We start from the raw sequence: 17,177 nt of genomic DNA, 5'->3' as shown, positions 1-17,177 counted from the left end.
CAGACCGCCTTCGGAAAAAGATGCAGAGACGACTGACCTGCATCAAGCGCCCCTGGCCCGGTCCGTTTTACACTTCTTTCGCACTTACTCAGCCATGGAGGCCGTTATGTCATCGCCCATCGAACAAGCCCCGGCCCCCCATAGGGCCACCCCCAGCTCCGCCTTTGAGTGCTGGCAGCAGGGCTATGGCATCATCAGGCATTCAGAAACGACCGCCAACGACGTCCGCACGCTGGCCCGAAAGCTGGTGGAAGCCGGCCTGCAACCAGATGAAGACACGGTGTATCGCAAGCTGATCGCGCTGGACCGGCTCACCAGCGCAGGCCTCTGGCTGGTGGTCCATATGACTTACTGTAACCGGGTGGACATTGCCGGAGCCCCCCTGACAGCTCAGGACTTCAAAGCCTCGCCCGAAGGTCATACCGGTGGCGCCCTGAATATGGTCCCTGCCTATGCCGCCTACCTTGCTCTGAACAACCTCACCGGGCAGACCCGAAGCTGGCTGATGGGACAGGGCCACTGCGTGGCAGCCGTCGACGCTCTGAACGTGCTCACCGGCAACCTCCATCCGGAACAGCGCTCACGTTACCTTGCGCCGGAGGGACTATCCCGCCTGGCCACGGATTTCTACAGCTACCGACAGAAACCGGACGGAACCATGGCCGCTCCGCTGGGCAGCCATGTAAACCCCCATACCGCCGGCGGCATTCTGGAAGGGGGCTATCTGGGGTTTGCCGAGCTCCAGTACGCGCACATGCCTCTGCCCGGGGAATCTCTGGTGGCTTTCCTCTCGGACGGTGCCGCCGAAGAGCAACGGGGCAGCGACTGGATTCCCCGATGGTGGCGAGCCGAAGACTGCGGACTGGTCCTGCCGGTCATGATTGCCAATGGCCGGCGCATTGAACAGCGAACCGAACTGGGAACCCGTGAGGGTCTTGAGCGGTTTGAGGAGCACCTGCATCACCGGGGCTTTGACCCCGTCCGTTTCGACGGCCGGGATCCAGCAGCGTTTGTCTGCGCACTGTTTGATATGGAACAGGCCCTCGCTGCCCGAGGTGACGCGGCAAAGGCCCGGGAAACAGGCTATCCCGTCAGGGTTCCCTATGGCATTGCCGAAACCACGAAAGGCTTCGGATTCTATGGCGCCGGAGAAAATGCGGCCCACAACCTGCCGCTGCCGGGCAACCCCAGACTGGACGCCCGTTCCCGCGACCTTTTCAACGAACACGCAGCGCCTCTCTGGGTCAAACCTCAGGAGCTGCAACTGGCCGTTTCGGAGCTGAACGAACACGCCTTGCAGGATCGCCCGTTGGAGCGTGATCACCCTCTGGCCCTGCGCTGCCCGCCTGCGCCCGCCATTCCCGTGCTCCCCTGGAACCAGAACCGGACGTCTCCAATGACGGCGGTTGATGAGTTTTTCAAGACACTGGTGGCTGACAACCCGGAACTCAGACCACGGGTCGGCAATCCGGACGAACTTGCGAGTAACCGCCTCAAGGGGGTGCTCAACGCCCTTAAACACCGCGCCAACGACCCGGAAAATGAGACCGAATCGGTACATGGCAAGATTATCACGGCCCTCAACGAGGAAGCCGTGGTGTCAGCTTGTCTGGCCAACAAGGCTGGCCTGAATCTGGTCGCAAGCTACGAAGCTTTCTGCGTAAAAATGCTTGGCGCCGTTCGTCAGGAACTGATCTTCGCCCGACATCAGAAAGAAGTGGGGCGCCCACCTCAGTGGCTCGGATTTCCGGTGATCGCCACATCGCATACCTGGGAAAATGGCAAAAATGAGCAGTCCCATCAGGACACTACCTTCTGCGAGGCCCTGCTCGGCGAAATGAGTGATGTCTCCAGAGTCCTGTTTCCAGCGGACTACAACAGCACGCTCGCGGTTCTGCCATCGGTCTATCAGGAACGTGGCCGGCTCAGTTGCCTGGTCGTGCCAAAGAGAGAACGCCCCTGCGTGTTCAATGGAAACGAAGCTGAGGCGCTGGCTCGCCACGGCGCCATCGTGGTGGATGAAGACACGTCGGCCGGCGAAGAGCCCCTGCTGCTGATTGCAAATGGCGCTTACCAGCTCTCCGAGGCCATCCGGGCCTGTGAGCGCCTTCGGGACACCGGTACCCCATTCCGTCTGGTCTATCTGCAAGAGCCCGGACGCTTCCGGCAACCCCGGGACCCGATGGAGGCCGCGGCCTGTCTGACCGAGTTTGAATGCGAACGCCTGTTCCCGCACCGGATGCACCACCGGGTAGCACTCACGCACATGCGTCCGGAGGTGTTCCGGGGGCACCTGCATACCTTGTTCCCCCAGGCCGCTCACTCCCGGGTGCTGGGTTACATCAACCGGGGCGGCACGCTGAACGAAGCCGGCATGCTGTTCGCTAACCGATGCTCCTGGGGCCATGCCCTGGCGGCCTGCGCCGAAGTTCTCGACAAACCCCCCGGGGAGTGGCTGTCGAGCGCCGAACTGGCGGCCGTGGAGGGCCGGGGAGACCCCGCAGTGATTACCCGCGGGCTGCCCTGACCCATTTTCGAATGGCCGTTTCCACTTCCAGCACAACCAGTACGAGGACCCCGGCCATCACCGGGAACGCCAATTGTTCCAGGCTGAGGCCGGCGGTCGAAAAGGTCCGCTGGAACCAGGGAAGGTAGGTGAACAGCAACTGCACCCCCACGACCACCGCAACGGCAATCAAAACAACCGGCGTGCCCAGCACGCCGCGCAACGTGATCGACGTGCTGTCGAGATAACGAACCGCAAACAGATAAAACATTTCCATAGCCACCAGCGTGTTCACCGCCAGTGTGCTGGCCAGAACAGGGTCCTGATGCCCGGCCATCACCCAAAACCAGGCCGCAAAAATGCCCGCCAGGAACAGCAACGAAACAAAAACCACTCGCCAGATGACAAATCCCTGCAACAAGGGCTCATCCTTCGGTCTCGGAGGCTGACACATCACGCCCGGTTCTGGCGGCTCAAACGCCAGCGTCATGGCCAGCACCACAGAACTGACCATATTGACCCAGAGAATCTGTAGCGCAGAGATCGGTAGCGTCAGTCCCAGCAGCAAGGCGGTTATAAGACTGACCGATTCGCCGCCGTTAATCGGCAACATGAAGGCAATGCCCTTTCTCAGATTGGCGTAAACGATGCGCCCTTCCCTCACGGCAGCGGCAATGCTGGCAAAGTTGTCATCCAGCAGAACCACCGACGAGGCCTGTCTGGCCGCCTCAGAGCCCTTCACGCCCATGGCAATACCGACATCGGCCCGCTTCAGGGCAGGCGCGTCGTTAACACCATCTCCGGTCATGGCCACAACCCCGTGCAAAGCCTGAAGCGCCTTGACCAGCCGGAGCTTGTGTTCCGGGCTGGTTCGGGCGAACACATCCACCTCACCGGCCAGCGCCCGGAGCTGGTCTTCGCTCAGCGCATCCAGCTCCTTGCCCGTCAGTACCCGGTCGGTGTTACGCAGCCCCAGCTTGCGGGCAATAGCACCCGCCGTCAGCGCATGGTCGCCCGTAATCATCTTGACCCGGATACCGGCTCCATGGCATTCCGCAATAGCCTCAATCGCTTCCTGCCGGGGAGGATCGAGCAATCCAACCACCCCCAGCAATTCCAGACCACCTTCCAGCGTCTCAACCACCAGTTCCCTCGGGCCTCCGACCCCCGTCCGACGGGCAAGGGCAAGCACCCGAAGCCCTTCTGAGGCCATGTCACTCACCGTTTTTTCCCATCGCCCCCTTTGCAACGGAGTAGGCACCCCATCCGAGGCTAATTCCCGGGTGCACATGTCCAGAACACGTTCAGGCGCACCTTTAAGATAAACAACCTCATGACCGTGATGGTCGTGGTGCAAGGTCGCCATGAACCGAAGATTGGTATCAAAGGGTATTTCATCCAGACGCGGCCAGGCCGACAAGCCTCTCACCACGTCGAATGACACCTTCCCGGCAAAGACCTTGAGCGCTGCTTCCATGGGGTCACCATGGATCACCGGCGCCCCCTCTCCGCTCCCAACACTGGCGTCGTTACACAGAACTGCAGCCCTGGCGAGTTCAATCAGAGCACCCTCGCCAACAACCGGGTGGCCCTGCTGACAAACTCGGCCGTCCGGCTGATAACCTTCACCGGTCACCTCATAGCGCTCGCTACCTGACATCACCGCAGTCACCATCATCTCGTTCCGGGTGAGCGTGCCAGTCTTGTCAGAGCAGATCACCGAGACTGCACCCAGCGTCTCAATCACCGGCATTCGACGAACCACCGCCTTACGCCGCGCCATTTGCCGCACACCAATGGCCAGCGTGATGGTGAGGATCGCCGGCAACCCTTCAGGGATCGCTGCCACCGTCAGGCCCACCACGGCCATGAACAAAGCCCTGAATTCCAGGCCACTGAAAGCGAGGCCGCCAAAGAAGATCACCACCCCGGTGGCGATGACAATCAACGAAAGGATTCGGGCAAATCGATCCATTTGCACCAACAAGGGGGTTTGCAGGGTGGTGGTATCCGCCAGCAGCCCGGAGATCCGACCAATCTCAGTGTGGCTCCCCGTTCGTACCACAACCCCTGTCGCCGTGCCGGTCGCCACCATTGTTCCAGAAAAGGCCATGCTGCTCTGATCGCCCAGAACCGAGTCTTCCTCCACGGGGCCTGACGATTTGTCCACCGCCTCAGATTCTCCCGTGAGAATGGCTTCATCCACTTTCAGATTATTGGCTTTTTCCAGACGAATATCCGCAGGCACCCGGTCACCTGCTTCCAGAAGCACGGTGTCACCTGGCACCAGCTCTCTGGCATCCACCTGGTGCTGCCCATCCGCCCGGACAATTCTGGCCCGGGGCGCGAGCATGTGGCGAATGGCCGACAATGCCTGCTCCGCCCGACCTTCCTGAATGAACCCCACCAGCGTCTGGACAACCACCACGGCAAGGATGACACCCGCGTCCACCCAGTGGCCCAGAGCACCGGTAATGACGGCCGCAGCCATTAGCACATAAATCAGGAAATTTCGGAGCTGGCGCCCCAGGCGCGCCATTGCTCCGGAGGTTCGGCCTTCCGGCAACTGGTTCGCACCCGAATGCTCGAGCCGGATACAGGCCTCTTGGGCGGTCAGCGGTTCTGGTGCCCGCAACCGCGCCCTTGCCCCCTCTGCCGTTATGGCATGCCAGGCCTCCGATGGCCCAGGTTCAACTCCTGCCTGACTGGAATCCGGCTCCGACATATCCCTGCTCCCTGCCTGAAATCTTTGCAAACTACACAGAAGTCCGGAGAGATTGCCAATGCGCCAGATCAAGCCGTCAGCGGTTGTAACCCAACGGCCAGACAACGTCCCTGTCGCAGCATCGGGACAACAACAATGGAAATCCGGCATCAGCCCTCAGCACTGACAAAAAACGGGAGCCTGAGCTCCCGTTTCATTTTGTGCCATCAAAGGCTCACGTCATCCACTGACAAATACTGGCCCAAGCCCCAGGTTCCAGAGAATGACGGACCCCACTCGTGTCGAAACCAGAATCACCAACGCCACCGTCAAAAGAGCGCCGCCGTACATGACCGCACGCTCCTTCTCAATGCCCATGACGATAGGCAAGCCATCGTACATCAACCAGGCGCCGTAACAGGCCGCCACCAGAAACACCACAGCATTGAACCAGGGCACAGGATAGAGCAACGCAAAACCGGCCAGGAACAATGGAGTGCAGGAGTACGCCGCCAGAGCAATGCCGTTTGAGGGAACATGTTCTTCTTTGGCTCCATAGGTCCGTGCCATCCAGTTAATGGCATAACCGAGGGCAAAGACCCCAACAAGCATGGCGATGTAGGTCAGGACACTCATCTGAAGAGCGCTGATCTCCGTGAGTTTAATCAGCCGTTCACTACCGACCGTCCAACCGAGGTGAGCCGTTGAGATGTAGGCACAGATTGGCGCGATCGCCGCCAGAATCACCACATAGGCCACATACAAACGGGTAGGATGTTCGTGTTCTTTCCTTATGGATACCCACTCATCTTCCGGGTGGGTGAAGAGGCCAAACGCATGGGACAGAAGCATAGACCACCCCCTTTATTGCTGTTGTTGGTATGGGTGGATACGGCGCCCGAATTACTTCGGACTTAAAACCGTTCCTGTTCTTAACTATAGTCAAGAATCAGATCCGGAAAAGGCGGCTTTGATTCTCTTTATTTATCAACGTCGCCCTATAAGACCGTTTTGTTCTGAACCCGGCCAGCCATACCTCAGGCGTTATCGAGCAGGCTGCCGCCTAACCAACAATGGATGGAACACAGTTTTCAAAAGGAGACGGAACGATGATCAGATTCAGAACAGCAGCCCCCATAGCGCTCATGGCTTTTATCTTTTCAGGCACACAGGCTCTCGCAGAGATGCAGACTGAAACCGTTAAATACACTGTTAATGGTGAACGCTTTACCGGTTACCTCGCCTGGGACGACGAATCCGACACCCAGCGCCCCGGCATTCTCGTCGTTCATGAATGGTGGGGCCACAATGAATTTGCCCGGGAGCAGGCCGAAAAGCTGGCGGCATCCGGCTACACAGCCTTTGCCCTGGACATGTATGGTTCCGGAAAACAGGCCAACCACCCGGACTCCGCTCAGGCCTTCATGCAGGAGGCGACCCGAGATATGGAACAGGTGAAAGCCCGCTTCATGAAAGCCCGGGAACTCCTGCAAAACCATGACAGCGTGGACCCCGGGCGCATTGCTGCTCAAGGCTACTGTTTTGGTGGAGCGGTGGTCCTGAATATGGCAAGAATGGGTGTGGAGCTGAATGGAGTGGTCAGCTACCACGGCCCGCTGGGCAGCCCTCTTCAGGCCGAAGCCGGTAAAGTGAAGCCAAGGGTTCAGGTCTATACTGGAGGGGACGATGCCATGGTGCCCTCCGAGCAGGTTGCCGGCCTGGTTCGGGAAATGCAGAACGCGGGCGTAGACCTGACACTGGTCAGCTTCCCGGAGGCTAAACACTCCTTTACCAACCCTGGCGCTGATGCGGTCGCAGAGAAATTCGGTATGCCGATTGCCTACAATGAGGACGCTGCACGGCGCTCCTGGCAAGGCACCCTGCGCTTCTATGAGGAGATATTCGGGGAATAAACGGCAACAAAAAAGGCAGCCTTGGCTGCCTTTTTTCGGTTATTGCTGAATCCGGAAAGGATTACAGAGCAACAACGTTCTCCGCCTGAGGACCTTTCTGGCCCTGAGTTACGGTGAACTCAACCTGCTGACCTTCGGCCAGGGTTTTGAATCCAGAGCCCTGAATGGCGCTGTAGTGAACGAATACGTCCGGGCCGCCTTCACGAGTGATAAAGCCAAAGCCTTTTGCTTCGTTGAAGAACTTAACAGTACCGGTAGTAGTAGACATACTTAAACTTCCTGAAATCAATCATATTATCTGCTGCCGCACTCTTTTTGAGCGCTGGTCAGCGGGTTACGGAAAAACAGAACTCGCGGGATCAAAAACAGGACGGTCACTGCTAACTTCTGAGGTACGTCTTATTCATGAACTGCTTTGCTGATTCTTTCCTACGCGTCCACTCTACTCTGGAACACCGGCCTTGCCAAGCGTAATTTCAATAATTTGTATAGGTACTGATACCCACGGATTCCGATGCCAGGGAACCCCCTAGCCACGAACCATCGAAAACGTCACGAAACCCAGCGCCGTCATCAGGATCGAGCCCACCACGTGAGCCAGAATACCCAGCACGGCTACGCTCCATTTGCCCTCCTGCAGGGCGGCAAACATTTCCAGGGAAAAAGTCGAAAAGGTGGTCAGGGCGCCACACAGCCCGGTAATGGCAAACAGCCGCCATTCCGGCGACAGCGCACTGCTGTGAGTGAAGAAGCCCATCAACAGACCAACCAGCCAGCCACCACTGAGATTCGCCAGAAGCGTTCCCCAGGGGATTGCGTGATAGCTGGCGTTCAGCCAGAGCCCCAACGCCCAGCGAAGGTTGGCGCCGATCACGGCGCCAACACTGACGGCAAGAACCGATAACCACATACTACCCGGCACCTCAGGCCGGGTTGTGATCAATCAACGTTTCCCGGTTACGGGCAAATGCATCGAACGGGAAGTCATCCACCGTGAGCATTTCCAGTACCACCGCTTCGTACTGGCGCATGAAGTCAGCCTCTTCCTTGCTGAACACCCCCGCCTCCAGAGCAGCGTCAAAACGCTCTTCGGGATGCAGCGCCGTTATCGGCAGCTCGCCCTTCGCATACGCTTTGGTTGCTTTTCGATACAGCTGCTCAGCCTTATCGTAGTCCTTCAGCAACTCATTGTATCGGGCCACCGGATTCTCTGCGCCACCGTCTTCCTCCGTGGTCCAGGCCCCGGCCATCAGTTTGTGACGAACCGGTGTATCGGTGGTGATCGAACGCGCCAGCGTACGAGCAAGATCATCGTGAGGAGCATCCCAGCGGCATCCCAGCGGCAGAGTAATCACCCGCAATGCCGCCGCGACCGGGCGATTCGGCAAGTTCTGGAGGAACTCGTCAAGTGCACGCTCTGTCCGGTTCAGCAAGAAAGCCAGACTGTATTGCATCAACTCTTTTTCGCCGTCCACCGGTTGGGTCTCATGCCAGTTCTTGAGCACCATGGACGCCAGATACAGATTCGCCAGCATGTCACCCAAACGCGCCGAGATCAGCTCGCGCATTTTCAGCTCACCACCCAGCGTTGTCATGGCCGCATCAGCGCACAGGCCGAACGCTGAACTGAATCGGGCCAGCGCCTGGGCATACCGGCGGGATGCACTGTCGAACGGCACGTCTGCTTTCCCCAGCCCCAAAGCCTGCGTAAAGGCTCTGGCCGCATTCCCGAAGATAAGGCCGGCATGGCCGAAAAAGGCTTCATCAAACGCGTTGAGGTCGTCGTTATCTTTGGCTGCCAGCTCTTTCAGCACATAGGGATGACAACGAATCGCCCCCTGGCCAAAGATCATCAGGCTGCGGGTCATGATGTTAGCCCCTTCCACCGTGATAGACACAGCGGCACCGCTGTAGCCGATACCAAGGTAATTGCGGGGGCCAAGTGTGACAGTCTTGCCACCGTGTACATCCATGGCGTCGGTCAGAATCTCCCGCTGGAACTCGGTCAGGTGGTACTTCAGAATGGCCGACGGTACCGCAGGTTTCTCACCCCGGTCGATCATGTTGGCCGTGTGATTAACCGCCGCCTGAGCAATATAGGTTTTGGCCGCAATCCTGGCCAGCGGAGCCTGAACCCCTTCCATTTCCGCCACCGGGGTATTGAACTGCCGGCGAATACGGGTAAAGCCTCCTGCCGTGCCAACGGCATAAGCCGCAGCACCAGCGGCACCAGAGGGCAACGTGATGCAGCGACCCACCGACAGACACTCAACGAGCATCCGCCAGCCCTGCCCCGCCATTTCCTGACCACCGATGATGTAATCCAGAGGGATAAAAACATCCTTGCCCTTGATCGGCCCGTTCATAAAGGGAGAGCCGATGGGACAGTGCCGGCGACCAATCTCCATGCCGTCGGTGTCCCGGGGAATCAGCGCACAGGTTATCCCGTAATCTTTGGTGTCGCCCAGCAAGCCATCCGGATCAAACATCCGGAAGGCCAGCCCCACCACCGTGGCCACAGGTGCAAGGGTAATCCAGCGTTTTTCGAAGTTCAGCCGGATACCCAGCACTTCTTTACCATCCACGTCCTGTTTACAGACGATGCCGGTATCCGGCAATGAGGTCGCATCGGACCCCGCTCGCGGGCCGGTCAGACCAAAGCAGGGAATTTCCCGGCCATCGGCCAGCCTCGGCAAATAGTGCTTTTTCTGCTCTTCCGTACCGTATTTCACCAACAACTCACCCGGGCCAAGGGAGTTGGGTACGCCAACAGTGACCATCAGCATTTCGTTGCCGGCGAGCTTCTGCAGTACCGCGGTCTGGGCCTTGGCGGAGAACCCCAGCCCGCCATACTCTTTCGGGATAATCATGCCGAAGAATTTTTCCTTCTTCAGGAAATCCCAGAGTTCGCTGGGCAAATCGGCACGTTCGACGGCCAGATCCCAGGCGTTGCACATGGAAATGGCCTGGGTGCACTGATTGTCTACAAACGCCTGCTCTTCCTCACTCAGCCCGGTGTGGCGATTGATCAGCAGGTTGTGCCAATCCGGACGACCTGTAAACAGTTCGCCGTCCCAGCCAACGGTACCCGCTTCCAGCGCCACCTTCTCTGTGTCTGACACCCGGGGCGCCACTTTCTTGAACATGGCGAAAACACGGGGAGTCAGCCAGCTCTGGCGGAACTGCGGAAGCCCCGCCATGGCTGTAACCGCAGCGCCGGCCAGCAAAACAAACGCCAGCCAGCCCGATGCCAGGAACAGGGAGAGCACGCCCACCACCACCATTACACCGATCGCAGATTTGGCACCGGACTCACGGCGCATCACATACAGCAAGCCTGCGAGGGCAACCAGAAACAGAATCAAAGTCATCTCAGGATCTCTCTGTCTTCCATGGATTGGAGTCTCCGGTTCTCACCGGAGGCCTTTGACTACACTTCGTTACGTTCAACTTACCCTAACAGATGCCTGTCTGCCAGATAACAGCCTGTGTTCAGGCGGTTAGCGTCACTAAGATGTGACGATGACACGGATTCCCTCCAGCGCGAGGGAGGCATGCTCCAACGAGCTCCGGGCCGACGCCAGCTGATCACGAAGGAAATCGACTTCCTGATCCCGGATCGCCGGGTTCACCTTTCGCAACGCTTCCAGCCGGCGAATCTCCGGCCCAAACCCTTCCTCGACCCGGTCCAGAGCACGCTCCCGCAGCGATGCCAGGTGCGGATCAGCCAGTCGCTCAGCATGATCCACCATGGTTTCCACTTCCGCGCGAATCTTCGGCACAATGGCCTGGGCCGTCCGCCGCCGTATGTTCGAGCAGAGCTCGTTCAAGCGCTCATGGGGAAGGGCTTTGGACAGATCCCGGCCATTTACATCCACCACCAGTCGCAGCGGAGACACCGGCAGGTAACGGGTCAGTTGCAGGGTCTCCGGTGCCGGACAATGAACGGCAAAGACCGCTTCCAGCAACAGCGTGCCAGGTGGCAGGGCTTTCACCGAAAGGTTCGCCAGTGCAGCCTTACCCAACCCGGCACTGGTCACTGAATCCATCACGCCGGTCACCACCGGATGTTCCCAGCTCATAAAGGCCATGTCTTCACGTTGCAGCGCTTGCTGCCGATCCCAGGTCACCGTCAAACCATCTTCAGGCAACTCTGCAACCATACCGGCCTGAAACTGCTCGCCGGGTTTGAGAATATCCGCATGCTCACTGTGGTCTTCGAGGTCTACTCCCAGAATATCGAAGGCCTGGAGCATATAATCCCGCACCCCGGCAGCGTTCTCCTCCGCCTCGATGTCTGCAATCAGAGCGCTGGCTTCCTCAGTACGACAGGAATTCAACTCAATCAGGGCATCGCGCCCGTTATGCAGCATTTCCTTGAGCCGGGCGGTCTCAGCGGCAGTGGCCGCCACCAGAGGCTCCATCCGGCTGCCATCACCGTCCAGAGCAAGCTGCCACTCCCCGTGCACATGCTCCTGCACAGCAACCCCAACGGCACAACTCTCGGCAAAGGCATTCAGACCCTCCTGGAACCAGCGGTACTGCACTTCCTGGCTGGTGCCCTGCAGATACGGAATGTGGATTCGGATAGCGTCTGTCTGGCCAATCCGATCCAGCCGGCCAATACGCTGTTCCAGCAAATCCGGGTTCGCCGGCAGGTCAAACAACACCAGATGATGAGCAAACTGGAAGTTACGCCCTTCACTACCGATTTCCGAACAGATCAGCGCCTGAGCCCCCTGTTCGCTGTCTGCGAAATACGCCGCGGCCCGATCCCGTTCAATCAGGCTAAGATGCTCATGAAACGCTGCGCTGCGGATTCCGGCCCTCAGCTGCAGATAATGTTCCAGAGCCATGGCGGTGCTGGCGTGAGCGCAGATCACGACAACCTTGGCGGGGCGCAGGCCGGCCAGTTTTTTCTCCAGCCAGGCCACCCGGGGGTCTTCCGCCAGCCAACGCTCTTCCGGCACCGACTGCTCCGGCGCCAGCCCCGCCAGACCATGGCGCTCCGTATCGTACAGGGCCGGACAGGGCAGCGGCTCCGGCAATGGCTGTCGTGCCGGAAAGCCCTGAATGGCCGCCCGGGTATTGCGAAACAGAACCCGCCCCGTGCCATGGCGGTCCAGCAACGCATCGATCACAGCCTGATGAGCGTCGTCCCGGCCCAGCAACTCGGGCAGTTCATCACCGAGCCAGCCAGCCAGAGCCTCCTGGTCTTCCGGCGAAAGTGTCTCTGGCGACTGCTGCAAACGCCGAACGACCTGATTGATCACTTCGTACTGTTGCTCTTCCTGCCGGAAGGCTTCCAGATCATGGAACCGCGCCGGGTCCAGCAGACGCAGCCTGGCGAAATGGCTGGCCAACCCGATCTGTTCCGGGGTGGCCGTCAGCAACAGCAAACCCTGACTTGCTTCTGATAACCGCTCAACCACCTCGTATTCCGGGCTGGCCTGCTCCGGTGACCACGCCAGATGATGCGCTTCGTCCACCACCATAAGATCCCAGCCTGCAGCAAAGGCGTCTTTACGGGCTTTCTCACTGCGCACCAGAAAGTCCAGGCTGCACAGCACCAGCTGGTCCGCCTCAAAAGGATTGACCGCGTCGTCGTCTCCGAAGATGTGATTCACCAGCGCATCAACGTCGTCTTCTTCGGCCTTGAGGTCGTCGTAACGGGCCTGATCAACAATGGAGAAACGCAGATTGAAGCGCCGCAGCATCTCAACCAGCCACTGATGAATCAGCGAATCAGGCACCACAATCAGCGCTCGCCGTGCCCGGCCCGTCTGTAGCTGATAATGCAGAATCAGGCCCGCTTCGATGGTTTTCCCCAGCCCCACTTCATCCGCCAGCAGTACCCTCGGCGCGTGGCGACGAGCCACCTCGTGGGCGATGTACAGCTGGTGCGGCAAATGCTGGGTGCGAGCCCCAATCAGGCCCTGAGCCGGGGATGCCCGCAAACGGTCCATGTGCTGAAGGGTCGCAACCCGCAACCGGAATGCGCCATTTCGATCAAACTGCCCGGCGAACAGGCGCTGATGCGGTGCAGAGAAGTTGACGGAACCTGCGAGTTTTACTTCGGAAATCGGTTGGATATTTTCGCCGTCATCGGCGTGGTACATCAGAACGCCATCAATCGTCTCTACCGCACGCACGGTGTAGCGTTCGCCCTCAAAGGTTTCTATTTCCTCACCCTGCTGATAGACAATTCGAGACAGAGGCGCATTATCAATGGCGTAGGTGCGCTCCTCATCGGCTGCCGGAAACCCGAGGGTGACCCTGCGCCCCGAGATATCCGTCACGATCCCTAGCCCCAGGGCAGTATCGCTGTGGCTGACCCAACGCTGGCCGATGACAAATTCCGATGTTTCCAAGAAACCTCCAGAGACTGATTACTGAGTGTTTGAATTGCTTTCCCGAACCCAATAAGCCGTCGCGCCGCAGACCGCCGCGGGTACGACAAACAGGTTAAGCACAGGCACCATGGCGGCCAGGGCAACCGGCAAACCGAAGCCCAGCGCCGACAAACGGGTGTCGGCCAGCCGCTGACGCAACGCGGGGAAACTGACTTTATGATTATCCGCCGGATAGTCCACATACTGCAGGGCCATCATCCAGCTGTTGAACAGGAACCACAGAACAGCGGCAACCAGATTGACCACAGGAATCAGGCCAATAATGAACAATCCAAGGGCTCTGGGCAGGTAATAGGCGATTTTCTGAACTTCACGCCAGAGTGAACGGGGAATATCCCTGACAATGGCCGACCAGCTGTCCTCGGTCGACACTTCCTGACCGGTGAGCTGTTTCTCGGTCAGTTCCGCAAGGTATCCGTAAAAAGGAGAGCCTATCAGGTTGGCAATAATCACGAAGCCGTACGCAAGCATCAGCAGAATCACAACGCCGTAAAGCAGCCAGAACAACCAGTCCAGCGCTTGCAGCCAGGCCCAGTCAGGCAACCAGGCCATCGCAGCGGCGATCAGGCCCGTGAACAGTTCCGCCAGGAAATAGAACAGCAACCCGAACAGCAGAACGTTGATAATCAGTGGAATGACAACAAACAAACGGAGACCCGGCTGGCGAATCAGCCCGAAGCCTTCCCCCAGATAGCCCAGTCCACGAAAAAAGTTACCCTTGAGCATTACTGGAGATCCTCCGCTGCCATGACAATAACGGGGCGCAAAGCATATCATGTCGGGATCGATCCCACAGCCCGCGAGGAGTCTCGGATATCACTATGTTACGCATCCGGTCCATTATCATCACGCTTCTGACCATGCACCGGCTCTGGCAAGCGGTTCTGTTTTCCTCCATCGCAGCCATTCTGTATCTGGCCACGACCAGCAGCAGCTACCCGATACCGGCATCGCCCAACGACAAGATCAATCACCTGATCGCCTTCCTTGAGCTCACTCTGGTCACCCGGCTGGCCTGGCCAAGGCTCTCCGTATTCTGGTACGCCCCGGCCTTGCTGGGCTTCGGGCTGGCTCTGGAAGCGGTGCAGGCGAACCTGCCTTACCGGGATTTCTCAATCGCCGACCTCGCCGCCGACGCTGCCGGCATCGGCCTTGGACTGCTGCCCTGGCCTGGCCTCCGCCTGGCTCAGCAGCCAGGCTTGAGAAAATCCCCCTAACCTGCGTGAGATATTTCCTACAAACTTGTAAGAACTGGCTGTGAAAAGCCGTGCGCAGTCAGTGATCTCACCTCGGAAAATTAACTCAACGCAATGATTATTATAGATTTTCCAACCTCTTCATCTGTCAATGCCAATCCCAAAGGGCACAGGTCACATGTTTGTAAAGCCGGTCTTGGTACTATGATTATCGTCAAGGATGACAGGGAAAAGGACGACGCATCGGACGCACCCCTGCAGGGATTGCGGGGAGAGGCAGGGATACAGGGACGCCTCGCTTAAGGGATAACGAATCGGATAGCCGGCTAGGACGCCGGCACCAGGGAATGGAAGCAAGGACAGGCAACATGGCGGTTGCCCATCGCGCATGGACGCGCCAACCTGTTCCGAATCTGAATTGCCAGGACGGTGATTCAGTACCTGTTAAGGGTAGCCTTTTGGCTACCCTTTGTTTTTTCCAGCCCCGGGATGGCTCGCCAGATACAACCTCACTTGGTTGAACTCCTCGAATTCGTTCAGATCGGGCCAGGTCCTCGCTTCCACGACCGCCTGCCGGATGTAACCGGGCGCTCCCAGATCCTTTACTCTGGAATCTGCCAGCAACACCTGAGGTGCCGCGCTTTCAAAAGCGCTCAGTAGTGGCCGGTTCTCCGGATCATAAAGGACATCCGCCGCCGTAATCAGGTCCAGTTCCTCCGGGCGGTTTCCCCAGTCATCACAGAGGTCAACATCAACCCCGTTGAGGCGGGCATTGGCGGCGGCGGCATCCAGAGCCGCCGGATCAATGTCACAGGCAATGGACCGGGCGGCACCGGCCATGGCGGAGGCCACGGCCACCACACCAGACCCCGAACCAAAGTCCAACACAGTTTTACCGGCCACCAAACCGGGATTCTGTAAAATCCAGCGTGCCAATACCTGGCCGCTGGCCCAACAGAAAGACCAGTAGGCAGGTTCTGCCACCACCGCCTGGGCTTCCTCATGGCTCAGCGGTCCTTCCAGCACCTCCGGATCAAACAGATACAACGCCAATTCCGGGCATCCTGCCGGGGCCGACACCGCCACCCGCCCCCGACTCAGGGTCTGCTGAAGATGCCGGTCAAGCTTCTCTGGGGTCATGCTCTTTCCTTTACCTGTGCTGAAACAAACCGGATTGTACCCGTGTCCGGGATGCCGGGATATCGACGGTTCGGTATACTGCCGCCTCATTCCGAGCAACAGTGATCCGTAAGTATGGCCACGCGACCCGACACCGACGACTACCTCAGCCTGTTCCTGAACGACGTCCCTCTGATGGATGTGCGGGCACCGGTAGAGTTTGCCAAAGGCAGCTTTCCGTCGGCAGAGAACGCACCGCTGATGTATGACGAGGAACGTCATCGGGTGGGTGTTTGCTACAAAGAAAAAGGCCAGGACAAAGCCATCGAACTCGGGCACCAACTGGTCTCTGGCGACATCAAGGCCCAGCGCCTTGAAGCCTGGAAACGCTTTATCGCCCGCCACCCCGAAGGCTATCTTTACTGTTTCCGGGGCGGACTGAGATCCCATCTCACCCAGCAGTGGATCAAAGACTCCGGCCTTGATTACCCGCTGGTTAAGGGTGGGTACAAGGCGCTGCGCCGCTTTCTGATCGACACCCTTGAGGCTCAGATCGAATCCGGCCAGTTCCGGGTCCTCAGTGGCCGCACGGGCACGGGCAAAACCCGGGTCCTGATGCAGCTACCCAACCCGGTTGACCTGGAAGGCCTGGCGAACCACCGGGGGTCCAGTTTCGGGCGCCAGGTTACCCCACAGCCTACCCAGATCGACTTCGAAAACCGGCTGGCGGTGGCCATGCTCAAGGCCCACCACCAGGTCGGCGGCCCGCTCTATCTGGAAGATGAAAGCCGCCTGATAGGCCGCTGCGCGCTGCCAGAAACGCTCAGAAACCGAATGTCGGCCTCGCCTCTGCTGATTCTTGAGCAGGACATGGTGGAGCGCGTGGCCATCATCCGATCCGATTATGTTGAGGATATGCTCGCCAGCTACACCGCCCGGGATGGAGAAGAGGCCGGCTGGCTGAATTTCCGGGACTACCTGCTCAGCGCCATCGACCGGATCCGGAAACGCCTTGGCGGCGACCGATACCAGAAACTCCGGCACCTGATGCTGGAGGCACTGGAGCAGCAGGCCGCCACAGGCTCTCTGGAAGGACATCATCTCTGGATCGAATCCCTGCTGACCGACTACTACGACCCAATGTACGATTATCAGCTCAGCCAGAAACAGGGCGACATTCTGGTAAGAGGCGGGCCAGAGACCATTACATCGTGGGCCCGGGCCTCTTTTCCGTCGTAAATACGCATAGGTCCGATAATGCTGTATACCGACTTGTCTGGTATATAGTGAAACCAGACAAATCCCGCTGAACCACGCCATTTGTCG

At 58.8% G+C, this 17,177-nt stretch carries 12 protein-coding genes; 4 read left to right on the top strand and 8 right to left on the bottom strand.

Going from position 1 to position 17,177, the window contains the following annotated elements; translation table 11 throughout:
* Positions 1-106 precede the first annotated feature (106 nt).
* The gene (locus tag K325_RS0112510; RefSeq protein ID WP_029654611.1) at positions 107-2,527 is read left to right on the top strand and encodes a phosphoketolase family protein; all 2,421 of its coding nucleotides are present in this window, start codon (positions 107-109) and stop codon (positions 2,525-2,527) included.
* On the opposite strand, the gene K325_RS0112505 is transcribed toward K325_RS0112510, so the two are convergent.
* Positions 2,508-5,231 (bottom strand): cation-translocating P-type ATPase, encoded by a 2,724-nt coding sequence (locus K325_RS0112505; protein WP_036193525.1) that lies wholly within the window; start codon positions 5,229-5,231, stop codon positions 2,508-2,510. The genes K325_RS0112510 and K325_RS0112505 overlap by 20 nt on opposite strands.
* Positions 5,232-5,450: 219 nt before the next feature.
* The gene (locus K325_RS0112500; RefSeq protein ID WP_029654609.1) at positions 5,451-6,062 is read right to left on the bottom strand and encodes a Yip1 family protein; all 612 of its coding nucleotides are present in this window, start codon (positions 6,060-6,062) and stop codon (positions 5,451-5,453) included.
* Positions 6,063-6,319: 257 nt separating this feature from the next.
* Between K325_RS0112500 and K325_RS0112495 the strand changes: the two genes are divergently transcribed.
* Entirely contained in the window at positions 6,320-7,123 is an 804-nt protein-coding gene (locus K325_RS0112495) for a dienelactone hydrolase family protein (protein WP_029654608.1), read from the top strand.
* 61 nt (positions 7,124-7,184) lie between these two features.
* Here the strand turns inward: K325_RS0112495 and K325_RS0112490 are convergent, their stop codons facing one another.
* The 5 genes from K325_RS0112490 to cysZ form a co-directional block, all read right to left on the bottom strand.
* Positions 7,185-7,391 carry a cold-shock protein gene (locus K325_RS0112490; RefSeq protein ID WP_008172950.1) on the bottom strand — a complete coding sequence of 69 codons (207 nt, stop codon included), beginning with the start codon at positions 7,389-7,391 and terminating at the stop codon, positions 7,185-7,187.
* Between the two features lie 261 nt (positions 7,392-7,652).
* Complete coding sequence (gene crcB / locus K325_RS0112485) at positions 7,653-8,033, bottom strand: fluoride efflux transporter CrcB (protein WP_029654607.1); 381 nt, start codon at positions 8,031-8,033, stop codon at positions 7,653-7,655.
* Positions 8,034-8,046: 13 nt separating this feature from the next.
* Positions 8,047-10,494 (bottom strand): acyl-CoA dehydrogenase, encoded by a 2,448-nt coding sequence (locus K325_RS0112480; protein ID WP_029654606.1) that lies wholly within the window; start codon positions 10,492-10,494, stop codon positions 8,047-8,049.
* Positions 10,495-10,632: 138 nt separating this feature from the next.
* Entirely contained in the window at positions 10,633-13,494 is a 2,862-nt protein-coding gene (gene rapA / locus K325_RS0112475; protein WP_029654605.1) for an RNA polymerase-associated protein RapA, read from the bottom strand.
* Positions 13,495-13,512: 18 nt separating this feature from the next.
* Positions 13,513-14,262 carry a sulfate transporter CysZ gene (gene cysZ / locus K325_RS0112470; protein WP_029654604.1) on the bottom strand — a complete coding sequence of 250 codons (750 nt, stop codon included), beginning with the start codon at positions 14,260-14,262 and terminating at the stop codon, positions 13,513-13,515.
* A gap of 95 nt (positions 14,263-14,357) precedes the next feature.
* On the opposite strand from cysZ, the gene K325_RS0112465 reads away from it, so the two are divergent.
* Positions 14,358-14,753 carry a VanZ family protein gene (locus tag K325_RS0112465; RefSeq protein WP_029654603.1) on the top strand — a complete coding sequence of 132 codons (396 nt, stop codon included), beginning with the start codon at positions 14,358-14,360 and terminating at the stop codon, positions 14,751-14,753.
* A gap of 441 nt (positions 14,754-15,194) precedes the next feature.
* Here the strand turns inward: K325_RS0112465 and K325_RS0112455 are convergent, their stop codons facing one another.
* Complete coding sequence (locus K325_RS0112455; RefSeq protein ID WP_029654602.1) at positions 15,195-15,872, bottom strand: class I SAM-dependent methyltransferase; 678 nt, start codon at positions 15,870-15,872, stop codon at positions 15,195-15,197.
* A 114-nt stretch (positions 15,873-15,986) separates the two neighbouring features.
* On the opposite strand from K325_RS0112455, the gene mnmH reads away from it, so the two are divergent.
* Positions 15,987-17,090, top strand: coding sequence for a tRNA 2-selenouridine(34) synthase MnmH (gene mnmH / locus K325_RS0112450; RefSeq protein ID WP_029654601.1), 1,104 nt, complete (start codon positions 15,987-15,989; stop codon positions 17,088-17,090).
* Positions 17,091-17,177: the final 87 nt, after the last annotated feature.

The sequence above is a fragment of the Marinobacter daepoensis DSM 16072 genome, from assembly GCF_000421165.1.
Taxonomy (GTDB): Bacteria; Pseudomonadota; Gammaproteobacteria; order Pseudomonadales; family Oleiphilaceae; genus Marinobacter; species Marinobacter daepoensis.
This window is presented reverse-complemented; position numbering and strand designations above follow the sequence as displayed.